The 12395-nt window shown below is 55.3% G+C and carries 17 protein-coding genes; 5 read left to right on the forward strand and 12 right to left on the reverse strand.

All coding sequences use genetic code 11. From position 1 onward, the window contains the following. Positions 1 to 61 precede the first annotated feature (61 nt). The 4 genes from glsB (at position 62) to JOE25_RS17995 (ending at position 2303) form a co-directional block, all read left to right on the forward strand. Positions 62 to 985 carry a glutaminase B gene (gene glsB / locus JOE25_RS17980; protein WP_209637645.1) on the forward strand — a complete coding sequence of 308 codons (924 nt, stop codon included), beginning with the start codon at positions 62 to 64 and terminating at the stop codon, positions 983 to 985. A 29-nt stretch (positions 986 to 1014) separates the two neighbouring features. After that, entirely contained in the window at positions 1015 to 1731 is a 717-nt protein-coding gene (locus tag JOE25_RS17985) for a DUF2884 domain-containing protein (RefSeq protein WP_209637477.1), read from the forward strand. A 97-nt stretch (positions 1732 to 1828) separates the two neighbouring features. Further along, on the forward strand, positions 1829 to 2071 hold the full coding sequence (locus JOE25_RS17990) for a DUF4160 domain-containing protein (protein WP_006327907.1): 243 nt from the start codon (positions 1829 to 1831) through the stop codon (positions 2069 to 2071). Beyond that, the gene (locus tag JOE25_RS17995) at positions 2055 to 2303 is read left to right on the forward strand and encodes a DUF2442 domain-containing protein (protein WP_209637478.1); all 249 of its coding nucleotides are present in this window, start codon (positions 2055 to 2057) and stop codon (positions 2301 to 2303) included. Before JOE25_RS17990 ends, JOE25_RS17995 begins: the two co-directional genes overlap by 17 nt. Before the next feature lie 53 nt (positions 2304 to 2356). On the opposite strand, the gene hemW is transcribed toward JOE25_RS17995, so the two are convergent. From hemW to JOE25_RS18025, 6 genes are all read right to left on the reverse strand, one after another. After that, positions 2357 to 3496, reverse strand: a complete 1140-nt coding sequence (gene hemW, locus JOE25_RS18000; protein ID WP_209637480.1) for a radical SAM family heme chaperone HemW — start codon at positions 3494 to 3496, stop codon at positions 2357 to 2359. Continuing rightward, positions 3489 to 4082 (reverse strand): XTP/dITP diphosphatase, encoded by a 594-nt coding sequence (locus JOE25_RS18005; RefSeq protein WP_209637482.1) that lies wholly within the window; start codon positions 4080 to 4082, stop codon positions 3489 to 3491. Before JOE25_RS18005 ends, hemW begins: the two co-directional genes overlap by 8 nt. Before the next feature lie 72 nt (positions 4083 to 4154). Then, positions 4155 to 4448 carry a DUF167 family protein YggU gene (gene yggU / locus JOE25_RS18010; RefSeq protein WP_209637484.1) on the reverse strand — a complete coding sequence of 98 codons (294 nt, stop codon included), beginning with the start codon at positions 4446 to 4448 and terminating at the stop codon, positions 4155 to 4157. Continuing rightward, positions 4445 to 4999 (reverse strand): YggT family protein, encoded by a 555-nt coding sequence (locus JOE25_RS18015; protein ID WP_209637487.1) that lies wholly within the window; start codon positions 4997 to 4999, stop codon positions 4445 to 4447. The genes yggU and JOE25_RS18015 overlap by 4 nt, the downstream gene beginning before the upstream one ends. Before the next feature lie 31 nt (positions 5000 to 5030). Continuing rightward, positions 5031 to 5852: a pyrroline-5-carboxylate reductase gene (gene proC, locus JOE25_RS18020; RefSeq protein WP_209637489.1), complete on the reverse strand. Its 822-nt coding sequence runs from the start codon at positions 5850 to 5852 to the stop codon at positions 5031 to 5033. A gap of 78 nt (positions 5853 to 5930) precedes the next feature. Further along, positions 5931 to 6638, reverse strand: a complete 708-nt coding sequence (locus JOE25_RS18025; RefSeq protein WP_209637491.1) for a YggS family pyridoxal phosphate-dependent enzyme — start codon at positions 6636 to 6638, stop codon at positions 5931 to 5933. Between the two features lie 20 nt (positions 6639 to 6658). Between JOE25_RS18025 and JOE25_RS18030 the strand changes: the two genes are divergently transcribed. Further along, positions 6659 to 7687, forward strand: a complete 1029-nt coding sequence (locus JOE25_RS18030; RefSeq protein WP_209637493.1) for a type IV pilus twitching motility protein PilT — start codon at positions 6659 to 6661, stop codon at positions 7685 to 7687. Here JOE25_RS18030 and ruvX read toward each other — a convergent pair. The 6 genes from ruvX to JOE25_RS18060 all read right to left on the reverse strand — a co-directional run bounded on the left by ruvX (position 7684) and on the right by JOE25_RS18060 (position 12089). Continuing rightward, a complete protein-coding gene (gene ruvX / locus JOE25_RS18035) occupies positions 7684 to 8106 on the reverse strand; it encodes a Holliday junction resolvase RuvX (protein ID WP_037416753.1) in 423 nt (140 codons plus the stop codon). The genes JOE25_RS18030 and ruvX overlap by 4 nt on opposite strands. Next, on the reverse strand, positions 8106 to 8669 hold the full coding sequence (locus JOE25_RS18040; protein ID WP_209637495.1) for a YqgE/AlgH family protein: 564 nt from the start codon (positions 8667 to 8669) through the stop codon (positions 8106 to 8108). Before JOE25_RS18040 ends, ruvX begins: the two co-directional genes overlap by 1 nt. Before the next feature lie 154 nt (positions 8670 to 8823). Continuing rightward, the gene (gshB, locus tag JOE25_RS18045) at positions 8824 to 9774 is read right to left on the reverse strand and encodes a glutathione synthase (RefSeq protein ID WP_209637497.1); all 951 of its coding nucleotides are present in this window, start codon (positions 9772 to 9774) and stop codon (positions 8824 to 8826) included. Positions 9775 to 9784: 10 nt separating this feature from the next. After that, positions 9785 to 10516, reverse strand: a complete 732-nt coding sequence (rsmE, locus tag JOE25_RS18050; protein ID WP_209637499.1) for a 16S rRNA (uracil(1498)-N(3))-methyltransferase — start codon at positions 10514 to 10516, stop codon at positions 9785 to 9787. A gap of 263 nt (positions 10517 to 10779) precedes the next feature. Further along, on the reverse strand, positions 10780 to 11475 hold the full coding sequence (gene endA / locus JOE25_RS18055) for a deoxyribonuclease I (RefSeq protein WP_209637501.1): 696 nt from the start codon (positions 11473 to 11475) through the stop codon (positions 10780 to 10782). 101 nt (positions 11476 to 11576) lie between these two features. Next, positions 11577 to 12089: a SprT family zinc-dependent metalloprotease gene (locus JOE25_RS18060; RefSeq protein WP_209637503.1), complete on the reverse strand. Its 513-nt coding sequence runs from the start codon at positions 12087 to 12089 to the stop codon at positions 11577 to 11579. Positions 12090 to 12395: the final 306 nt, after the last annotated feature.

Raw genomic sequence — 12395 nt, forward strand, 5'->3', positions numbered from 1 at the left:
TGAAACGCAGCCAACAACGCGGCGGCTTGAAAGATGAAGGGAGACCCGGAGTGTGACCGCGGTGGTAACTACATTGGATAACGCGTTGCTGGATGACATTCTGCAACAGGTGCGCCCGCTGATTGGCCAGGGCAAAGTGGCGGATTACATTCCTGCGTTGGCGGAAGTGGCTGCTGATCGCTTGGCCATTGCCATTTGCACTGTCGACGGTGAAATGTTCCAGGCGGGTAACGCCACCGAGCGCTTCTCTATTCAGTCTATTTCTAAGGTGCTGAGCCTGACGCTGGCACTGGCGCGCTATCAGGAACATGAAATCTGGCAGCGGGTCGGCAAAGAGCCTTCCGGCCTGCCGTTCAACTCGTTGTTGCAGCTGGAGATGGAGCAGGGTAAACCGCGCAATCCGTTTATTAACCCCGGTGCGCTGGTGGTGTGCGACATGCTGCAAACCCGGCTCAGCGCCCCCAAACAGCGCATGCTGGAAGTGGTGCGCCAACTGGCCGGTGAAGATGACCTGGCCTATGACGCGCGGGTGGCACGTTCCGAGTTTGAGCACTCGGATCGCAATGCCGCAATAGCCTATCTGATGAAATCATTCGGTAATTTCGAGAACGACGTGCTCACCGTGCTGCAAACGTATTTTCACTACTGTGCGCTGCGAATGAGTTGCGTAGAGCTGGCACGCAGCTTTGTTTACCTGGCCAATCATGGTCGCGACCTTCGGGGGCGTGAAGTGATCAGCCCATTGCAGGCGCGGCAGATTAATGCGCTGATGATGACCAGCGGTATGTACGACGGCGCAGGGGAGTTTGCTTACCGTGTGGGTATGCCGGGCAAATCTGGCGTCGGCGGCGGCATTGTCGCCATTGTTCCCGATGAGCTGTCGATCGCAGTCTGGTCACCGGAGCTGGATGCCTCCGGTAACTCATTGGCGGGAACTGCGGCACTGGAACTGTTGTCTCAACGGATTAGCCGTTCGATTTTTTAGCCCATCACGGAAGGGCGTCAGGAGAAAATATGTTAAAGAAAACCGGGCTAGCCTTGTTGCTGTTGACGGCTTCACAGGCACATGCCGAGTATCAGTGCAGTGTTAAACCTCAGGACGACGTGATTATCAGCCCGCAAAATGTGCAGGTGACGGGCGCCAGTGGCAATCTGCAGATTTCACCTGATGGTGATGTTACCCGCAACGGCCAGGCCTTGAGCATAAATGACAGCCAGCGCCAAAAGGCGTTCAGCTATCAGAGCGCACTGCGCAAAGAATTGCCGTGGATCGATAAAGGTGCGCAGCAACACCTGGAGAAAGCGCGAGTGGCGCTGGACAAGGTCATTGTGAAGGAGTTGGGTAGCGACAGTAACGTGCGCAACCGCCTGACCACCCTGAATGGGCAGCTCAAGCAGCAAATGAACCGTATCATCGAGCACCGCAGCGACGGCCTGACCTTCCACCACAAGGCGATTGATCAGGTTGAGCAGGATGGCCGTAATCTCGTGCAGCAGAGCATGGGCGGTGTGTTGCAAGACAGCCTGAATGAGATGGGCGTCAAACAGGCTGCCAACAGTGGCGGTAACCCGTTGCAGGCGATCATGGGTAATCTGGGTGGCCTACAGAAAGCGATTCAGAATGAATGGAACAACCAAGAGCAGGACTTCCAGAACTTTGGCCGTGACGTGTGTAACCGTGTTACTGGTCTGGAAACTCAGCGTAAAGACCTGTTGAAGGCGTTGAAGTAACATTAGCTTTATCGCCGCTTGAGCGCTTTTTGATCTACTGACGATTATCTGACAAACTGGCTAAACTATAATCAATTGCCAAAAGGATTTTGCATTGATGCCAGTGATATTTCGTTTTAAAGGGTATAAGTTTTTCTTTTACTCAAATGAAGGCGATCCGTTAGAACCTGCTCATATTCATGTCAGAGACGCGGGGACGGAAGCCAAGTTCTGGTTGACGCCGGTTGTGCAATTGGCACGCAATGATGGGTTTAATTCCAGAGTATTAAAAGAGTTAACTGGAATTATTGAAGATCACCAGTCGCTATTTTTGGAGGCCTGGAATGAGTATTTCAGCTAAAGCTGTCAGCTTTGATGAGGTGACAATGTGGGTGGAGCTGAGCGATGCCAGGATTATCGGTGTTCCGCTAACATGGTTCCCCCGGTTGCTGAATGCAACGGATGAACAACGCGTTTGCTATGAGTTGAGTGCTTGTGGGATCCATTGGGATGCGTTGGATGAAGATATTTCCGTTGAGGGTTTGCTAAAGGGGCGTGGCGATGTGACACATCGCCCCCATCAGGCGGCCTGAGAAACAGGCCCGTTGAATGAATAAAAAAAGCGCTGAACATTCAGCGCTTTTTTCTATTCATCTGCCAGGAACAACTCCAGCAGCGAGTTAAGGAACAGTTTGCCTTTCTCGGTGATTTGCCAATACTCCGGCGTTTCTTCCAGATAGCCTTTCGCCAATGCTTCATCCAGGGGCGCACGGATGGTGCTTTCATCCAGCCCGGTGTAGTTGACGAATTCGGCTCGCGGCGCGGCTTCCAGCAAGCGGAAACGGTTCATGAAGAATTCGAACGGCCGATCGGCCGCCGTCACCTCATGCTGCTTGTCCATATACTTGCCCTGCATAAAACCGCGCGGGTGCTTGGTCTTCGCGGTGCGCAGAATACGGCCGTCGCTGAAGGTCACTTTACCGTGTGCACCACAACCAATCCCCAAATAGTCGCCAAAGCGCCAATAGTTGAGGTTGTGTTGGCACTGATAGCCTGGCTTGGCATAGGCCGAGGTTTCATATTGCTGGTAACCGGCGGCGCTCAGTAACGCGTGGCCGCGCTCGAAAATGTCCCACAACGCGTCGTCATCCGGCAATACCGGTGGACGTGAGCTGAACAGCGTATTGGGTTCGATGGTCAGTTGATACCATGACAGATGCGGCGGATTAAGGGCTATCGCCTGGCGCAAATCGTCCAGCGCCTCTTCCAATGACTGATCCGGCAGGCCGTGCATCAAATCAAGGTTAAAACTGCGCAGCCCGAGACCGGTGGCCAGGTGTGCCGCGCGTTTGGCCTCTTCCGGGCCGTGAATCCGCCCCAGACGGGTTAACTTCTCGGCGCTGAAGCTTTGCACGCCGATAGAAATGCGGTTCACACCGGCGCGCTGGTAGCCGCTGAAGCGATCGGCCTCTACGGTACCGGGGTTAGCCTCCATGGTGATCTCGGCACCCTCAACCACGTGAATACGTGCCCGGACACCGTCCAGCAGGGATTGCATCGCTTCGGCACTGAGCAGGCTAGGGGTACCGCCGCCGATAAAAATGGTACTGATTTCGCGGCCGGCAACCAATGGCAGATCGGCATCCAGATCTGCCAGCACGTGATCGACATATTCTTGATGCGGTACTTCACCCTTCAACGCATGCGAGTTGAAGTCGCAGTACGGGCATTTCTGCACGCACCACGGGATATGAATGTACAAACTCAGCGGGGGCAACTTAAGCATTACGCATTGCTTCCAGCATCAGTTTCAGCGCTTTACCACGGTGGGATACTGCACGTTTCTCATCACGGCTCAGCTCCGCTGCAGTACGGCCCAGTTCCGGGACATAGAAGATGGGATCGTAACCGAAGCCGCCTTCACCTGCGGCGGCAAAGGTGATCTCGCCGGCCCAGCTACCGTGGAATACCAACGGCGTGGGATCTTCCGCATGGCGCATATACACCAGTACGCAGTGGAACTGTGCACCGCGACTGCCCTGCGGCACGTCTTTCAGCGCAACCAGGAGTTTGTCGAGGTTTTGCTGGTCAGAAGCGTCAACGCCCGCGTAGCGCGCAGAATAGATGCCTGGTGCACCGCCCAGCGCGTCGACAGCCAGGCCCGAGTCGTCGGCAATCGCCGGCAGGCCGGTGATTTGCGCGGCATGGCGTGCTTTCAGGATCGCGTTTTCGATGAAGGTCAGGCCGGTTTCCTCTGCGGAATCCACGCCCAGCTCGGTTTGTGCGACCACATTCAGCCCGAAATCGGCCAGCAGGTCGGCGAGTTCACGCACTTTGCCCGGGTTACCGGTGGCAAGAACGACTTTTTGCATAGTGACTACCTTGAAAATGATTCGATGATGCTCTGCGTAGCTGAAGCCGCAGCGGCCTTGCTGCTGATTCAGCTACTTTGTGTATAGCGCCGCGACCACGGCGGGGATCTGTTGCGGATTAACGATGCGTAACTGTTTATGCCGCCCCAGTTCGCCTTTCTCGATGGTGACGTTGCTTTTCGCCACATTGAACTGCTTGGCAAGAAATTTGATCAAATGAGCGTTGGCCTGGCCGTCTACCGGCGGGGCGGTAATGGCGACTTTAAGTTCGTCGCCATGCAAACCGATAATCTGGTCGCGGCTGGCTTTTGGCTGAATATATAGCCTGATAGCCAGCCCGTCCAGCACCGGAGTAACAGCACTCACAGCAGGAACCAGATCTCGCCGAACACATCCATGCCCAGGTAATTGATCAGATACAAGATCAGGATCACGACCATCGCTGAGAAATCGATGCCGCCCATCGCCGGCAGAATACGGCGGATAGGGGACATTAAAGGCTCAGTCAGTTGATACATCAACTGATCGATTGGGCTGCGGCCCTGGCTGATCCAGCTCATCAGCGCACGGATAATCATTACCCAGAAGATCAGGTAACCAGCCGACTTCACCAGCGAGATCAGGCCAAACAGCAGGTTATATGGGCTGAGTGACATTGCGCCGCCTTGAATGAGCAACAGCAGCGGGTACTTGATAGTCATCAGCAAGAATGCCAACAGCAGCGAGGCGCTGTCGATTGGCCCAAGTGACGGGATGATACGGCGCAGTGGGCCAACCACCGGCTGGGTGATCTTCACGACAAACTGTGCGAATGGGTTGTAAAAGTCAGCGCGTGTCCACTGCATCCAGATGCGCAGCAGCAGTACCATGACGTAAAGATCGACAACGGTTTTGACCAAAAAAGTCAGCGTTAGCATGTAGTAGCCCTTCTCCTTAACTCTCGATTATTTAAAATGATTTTTCCATTTCCTGCGCGCGGGATACTGCCGCTTGCATGGCTTTGGCCACGGTGGCCGGCAGTTGTTGTTCGTTGAACACCCGTAACGCCTCGGCGGTGGTGCCGCCTTTGGAGGTGACCTGTTCACGCAAAGTCGACAATGGCGTATCCGGGTTGGCTTCGACCAGTGCGGCGGCGCCAGAAGCGGCCTGTTGTACCAGGTTGCGGGCGGTTTGGCTGTCAAAGCCCATACGTTCGGCTTCCTGTTGCATCGCTTCCATAAACAGGAAGAAATACGCCGGTGCGCTGCCCGCTGCGGCGATGACGCTATTGATGCCGTTTTCGTCATCCACCCAACAAACCTTACCGACGGATGCCATCAAATCGCTGGTGTAGTCGCGGTCCTGCTGGCTAACGTGCTGTGGCGCATACAGGCCACTCATGCCTTTGCCTACCAATGATGGGGTGTTCGGCATGATGCGCACGATGTTAAGTTTATCCCCCAGCAGCTGGTAAAAACGGCTGACCTGAATACCCGCAGCGATGGACAACACCAGTTTGCCGCTGAAATCGATCTGATCGTGCAGGGGCTGACACACGTCCGCCATCATTTGCGGTTTTACCGCCAGCACCACGACATCGGCAGTGCGTGCGCAGGCAAGGTTATCGCCACTGCTGATGATGCCGTAGTCTGCCGCCAACGCGTCACGGTTTTTGGCCGAGGGTGCGCAGACGCTGATGGATGTGGCGGGGTAACCCCCGGCAACCAGGCCGGCGATGATAGCGCGTGCCATATTACCGGCACCAATAAAGGTAATCTTACGGTGTTGCATTAAAACCCCTCATCTGTGTGTATACCCGTCGTCTTTCAAGCCGGCCGTAGGACGGCAACGTGAAAGCCAAGGGGCATATTAGGCCTGTGAATAATCACGGGCGCCAAAAATTGCGGTGCCAATACGCACCAGGGTGCTGCCAGCGGCAATCGCCGCCGCCATGTCATCGGTCATGCCCATCGACAGCGTGTCCACCTGGGGATACTGCTGTTGCAGGGCCAGAAAGGCCTCACGCATTTGCCCGAACACCGCCAACTGGCTCTGGTAATCCTCTTGCGGAGCGGGGATGGCCATCAGCCCGCGCAGCTTGATATTCGGCAGGGCGGCAACCGCCTCAGCCAGTGCCGGCAATTCAGCCAGTACAATGCCAGATTTACTCTGTTCATCGCTGATATTTATTTGGATCAGCACGTTAAGCGGCGGCATGTCAGCCGGGCGTTGATCGCTCAAACGTAGGGCGATACGCAACCGATCGACGGTGTGGCACCAGGCAAAGTGTTCTGCCACCAGCCGACTCTTGTTGGATTGCAGTGGGCCGATAAAGTGCCAATCCAGCGTTGCACCTTCTGGTAGTGCGGAGAAATGTTGAACCTTATCCACGCCTTCCTGAACATAGTTCTCGCCAAAGGCGCGCTGGCCTGCCGCGATGGCTTCTGCGATCGCCGCCACAGGTTTGGTTTTGCTCACTGCAAGCAGCGTCACTTCTTCTGGAGCGCGAGCGCAGCCTTGAGCGGCCGCGGCAATGCGGTTTCTGACATCCTGCAGATTCTGTTGGATAGTGCTCATTATTGACCCAGGAGATTGATATGGATATCGATGAATTCGTGGCCCTTAGTGTAAAGCATAATGCTTCGGATCTGCACCTTTGTACCGGTCATCGACCGATGTTGCGCATTGATGGCGATCTGCAGCCCTTGGAAGGGGCGGAAATGCTCACCGAGGCGAGTATGCATTTGCTGTGCAGCATGCTGTTGCAACCGGCGCAGTGCCAGCAGTTGCAACAGCAGGGCCAGCTCGATCTGGCACTTTCTCTGTCGGGCGGTATCCGGCTGCGTGCCAATTTCTTTTTGCAACGTCAGGGCATTTCCATTGCCTTACGGCTCATTGCCGATCGCTGTCCAACGTTGGCAGCTCTCGCAGCACCCGACATTATCCCGGCGCTATTGCGGCGGGAGGACGGTTTGATTCTGGTGACGGGGGCGACGGGCAGCGGCAAATCGACCACGCTTGCGGCGATGATTGACAACATTAATCAGCACCAGCGGCGGCATATCCTCACGGTGGAGGATCCTATCGAGTTTATCCACTGTAGCCAGAAGTGTTTAATCCAACAGCGGGAATTGGGCCGCGATAGCCACAGTTTTGACGACGCATTGCGCGCCGCACTGCGTGAAGATCCTGATGTGATTTTACTGGGCGAATTGCGTGATACCGCCACAATACGTCTGGCGCTGACTGCCGCGGAGACCGGTCATCTGGTACTGGCAACCTTACATACCCGCAGCGCGCCGCAGGCGATCGATCGGCTGGTGGATGTTTTCCCGGCGGAGGAAAAGCCTTATGTGCGTACCCAGTTGGCTGGCAGTTTGCAGGCGGTGATTGCCCAAAAGCTATTGAGCAGGCTGGGCGGCGGGCGTGTGGCTATTTTTGAAGTGTTAACGGTAACTGCGGCAGTCAGCAGCATGATCCGCGAAGGCAAAACCCATCAACTGGCCAACGTGCTGCAAACGGGTGGGCAGTTTGGCATGCAGACGTTTGAACAGGGTTTGCAACAGCGGATCAGCGCCGGATTACTGAGTGGGGAAGAGAACGCTTTCGTCTCAGGAGGCGATTAACCCAATTGCCGCTCAAACCAGCTTTCCAGGATCACGACGGCGGAAGCAGAGTCCACGCTGCCCTTGTCCAGCGCGCGGAAGCCGCCGCGATCGAACAGATTAGCACGGGCTTCGACAGTACTGAGGCGTTCATCATGCAGCGCGATCTGTACGCCAAAGCGGCCATGCAAGCGGTTGGCGAACTTGCGTGCTTGCTCTGTGACCAGCTGCTCCGTGCCGTCCATGTTCAGCGGGAGGCCGACGACGACCAGATCAGGTTGCCACTCTTTCAGCAGTTTCTCGATCTTTTGCCAGTCCGGCTTACCCTCTTGGGCTTTGAACGCCGCCAGTGCACGGGCGCTGCCGGTGAGCTCCTGCCCGATGGCAGCTCCAATGCTTTTGGTGCCGAAGTCGAAGGCGATAATGGTGCGGTTGGTCATCAAGCGTGTCCTGCGTGGTTGGCAATGCTACAAATGTCGATACCGAGGCGGTTAGCTGCCTCGCGCCAGCGGTTGGCGATTGGCGTATGGAACAGAATGTTGGCGTCGGCTTCAATGGTCAGCCAGGCGTTTTCCAGCACTTCCTGTTCCAGCTGCCCCTTTTCCCAGCCGGCATAACCGAGCGCTACCAGCACGTCATCGGGTTGGTCTGCGGTGCCCAGCGTCTCCAGTACGTCTTTCGACGTGGTGATCATGGTTTCTGGTGAGATCTGAATGCTTGAACCGAAGCCCTCACAAGGGGTATGCAGGATAAAGCCGCGATCGTCCGCCAGCGGGCCACCGGCAAATACGGGTTTATCCAGGCTGATGGCCGGATCACGCGCCTGTGGCATGATCTTCAGTTTGCTCAGCACCGTTCCCACCGTGAACTGTTCCATCGGTTTATTGATCACCAGGCCCATGGCGCCGTCTTCATTGTGCTCGCAGACATAAATTACCGAGCGTTTGAAGCGAGGATCCTGAAGTGATGGCATAGCGATAAGAAAATGGTGCTGTAAATTCATGGTGTTATTTAAGGTAATTGATTGGTGAGAAGTTAAACAACCGCCAGTATGCGGTCATACCCATCGCCTTTCAAGCCGCAGCTTGCTTGATGCGGGCCGAGCGAGCCGGCCCGTGAAGCCAGAATGGCGGGCGACGGTATCGCCCGCACTGCGATTATTTTGCCGCCAGACGTTTTTCTATCGCGTCCATCAGCATGCCGGTAATCGACACCGGGAAGGCGGCTTCGATTTCCCGTGCACAGGTTGGGCTGGTGACGTTGATTTCGGTCAGGCGATCACCGATCACGTCCAGGCCAACAAAGATCAGCCCTTTTTCTTTCAGGGTTGGCGCCACCGCACGTGCGATTTTCCAGTCGCTTTCGCTCAACGGGCGAGCTTCGCCACGGCCACCTGCGGCCAGGTTGCCACGGGTTTCGCCCTGTGCGGGAATGCGCGCCAGGCAGTAAGGTACCGGCTCCCCATCAACCACCAGAATGCGTTTATCACCTTCCTTGATGGCCGGCAGGAAGTTTTGCGCCATGCAGAAACGGCTACCGTGTTCGGTCAGGGTTTCGATAATGACCGACAGGTTAGGGTCGTCTTGTTTTACGCGGAAGATCGACGCGCCACCCATGCCATCCAGCGGTTTGAGGATGATATCGCCATGCTGCTGATGGAATTTGCGGATGTGCGCTGCGCTGCGACTGACCAAGGTATCCGGCGTCAGTTCAGGGAACCAGGCGGTGAACATCTTTTCGTTGCAGTCGCGCAGGCTTTGCGGCTTGTTGACCACCAGCGTGCCTTTAACCTCTGCGCGTTCCAGAATGTAGGTCGCATAGATGTATTCGGTATCGAAAGGCGGGTCTTTACGCATCAGGATCACGTCCAGATCCTGCAGCGCCAGATCTTGCTCGCTGCCAAAGCTGAACCAACTCTCTTTATCTTCCTTTACGCTCAGCAGGCGAGTGCGGGCGCGGCCGTCACCGGCGTGAAGATAGAGATCGTCCATTTCCATGTAGTGCAGTTCCCAGCCACGACGCTGCGCTTCGAGCAGCATGGCGAAGCTGGTGTCTTTCTTGATGTTGATGGAGGCGATAGGGTCCATCACGATGCCGAGCTTAATCATCTTTTCTCCTTTAACCCAGATCACCGAAACGTACCTGCAAAGCGGTAATCGCGGTGAGCGCTGTGGTTTCTGTACGCAGAACGCGTGGCCCCAGCAGGATATCAGTAAATCCGTGGCCTGTGGTCATCGCAATTTCGTCGGCGGATAAACCGCCTTCCGGCCCGATCAGCAGGCGGACATGTTCCACCGGCAGCGGCAACGTATTGATACTGTGGCTGGCGCGCGGATGCAGGTTAAGTTTCAGGCTGCCATCTTGCTCGGCGCACCAGTCTTCCAGTTTCATAGCTTCGCGAATTTCCGGAATACGGTTACGGCCGCACTGCTCGCAGGCGGCGATGGCGATCTTCTGCCATTGCTGAATTTTTTTCGCCAGGCGTTCACCATCCAGCTTCACACCGCAGCGCTCGGAAAACAGCGGAGTGATGACATTGACGCCAAGCTCGATGGATTTCTGAATGGTGAATTCCATCTTCTCACCGCGAGAAATCACCTGGCCCAGATGCAGATTGAGCGGCGATTCACGGTCTTCCTGTTGGCCGGCACCGAGTCGCACCAGCACGTTTTTTTTATCGACCTGGGTGATCTCGGCGTCAAACACCTGGTTGCTGCCATCAAAGAGCTGCAGCGCTTGGCCAGCGCTCATACGCAGTACACGCCCGATGTGGTTGGCTGCGTCTTCGCTCAACGCGACTTCCGCATGATCGTTCAACGACTGCGGGTGATAAATGCGGGGTATACGCATAGAAATATTCGATCCTGACTAATGTGCAGTCATCAGTGCTGCAGCTTAAAAAAAAAGAGTATATACCCAAAGTAATTGAAGCTGCAGCAAGGCGGCAAGTGAGCTCATCCCGATGAGCTTACTGAGGTAAGTGATTCGGGATACAAATCTGCCGGGAGCAGATTTGAACGCCGCTTGCAGCGGCCCCTTTAGGGGCGTGGCCCACGGATGGGCCACGTAAGCTCATGCAGTCAACACCGCGGCAGCTTTAAGTACGAACGGAGTTAGCCGTTTCGTTGCTGGCAAGCCTGTTGAATATAGGGATTATGATTGCCCTGCACCTTAGCGATGCGTGCCTCGCGCAGGCATTCCCACTGGCTTACCGGATATTGACGGTTCCACACGTCAAAAAGCTGGGTCTGTTGGCGTGAAAGCTGCAGTTGATAGCGATCGCGCATATAGAAGTAAGTACGAGCGATGGCACCGCGGGCGCGGGCGGGCGGTTCGGCCTGTTTGTTTTTGAAGTCCACTTTCATCGGACACTGGCCATATTGGCCTTCCCCTCCTTTCCACTGGCTGTACATGAAGTTGTTACGATCGCCATTCACTTCACCTATCGCGGGCTGCAGGTTGTGCAGGTCGGTCTCGATTTGTCGGTAGCCAGCATCCTTATTACAGTTTTTACGGCCACCCTGCTGCCAGCACTGTAATTGGTGACCGAATTGCCAGGCGGGTACCACATGTTCCCATTCGATACGCTGCGCGCGCTGGGCATTTTTACGCGCCTGATAGCCGCAACTGTTCAGATCGGGAATGCCTTTCTTGCCCTGCCAGTCGATCCGGCAGCCGCAGTAGAATGAGCCCGGCGCGTCCTGGTTAATTTTAGCCGCCGCCGTTTTGGCCTGAGAAAAGTTATTGATGCCGTGGGCCTGTGCGGCACCGGCAGTGAGAACCACCATAAACAAAATTTTGCGAAGCATATTCCAAAACAGCTCAAAATTGGAAAAGCAGGCAGGGTAACGGAAGTTTAAGGCAGTGGCAAATGGCGATATTTACTTGTTTTAACGTATAAATCGTTTCATTAAAGCGGATCGTTAGCGATAAATCTCAGCTTTTCGCCGCACTGACGGCAGCGGTATTCACTCTCTCCACGCAGCACCCGATTATGGCGACGCACAGTGAGCTGGTGCTGTTGGCAACGGCACAGGTAGGGGAAGGTTTTGCTCTGTACTGAGGCAATCTCAAATTGATGAGTACGGCTGGCAGGGACCTGCAAGACGCTTTCCATCATCCAACGCCATTTATTGCCGTGAGGAGGGACGCGACCAAACTGGCGAAATACCAACAGGTGTGCCAGTTCATGGGGCACCACTTCGTCGATAAACGCCTGTTGGTTTTCCATCAGCAATATGGGGTTTAGCCTGATTTCCCAAGCCTGTAGCCAGGCCGTACCCGCGCTGGTGCCGCGCTGTTGGTAAACGACTTTAGGCTCCGGAAACTCGACGGAAAAGTGCTGACGGGCCAACTGCAATTTTTCTCGCAGGCAGCGCATCACCGCTTGTTGTAGCGCAATGGGGATTCTTACTTTGTTCATTGCCGCTAGCTTAAGCAATGGCGCATCGGCTGGCAAGATGTGCAGTTGCAAGCAGGTTTTTCACCGCATTGATAACCCGATCGACGCTGATGGATTGTAATCAATGTGTTAACTGCGGGATAATAAACCGTACATGCTGAGTCTGTACCCGTTGGGGACGCCTATATTCGTCCCGATTGACGCGGGCGCAGTATACGCTGCCCCTACAAAGCAGGGGGTTATTATGCGATTTAGCGCAATAACCGACTGATTAAAAATACGTAAGGTATGGGGAGTTTTTTGACGCGGCCTGCCCCGAGCTGGCTG

Source organism: Serratia sp. PL17 (assembly GCF_017832355.1).
Classification (GTDB): Bacteria; Pseudomonadota; Gammaproteobacteria; order Enterobacterales; family Enterobacteriaceae; genus Serratia.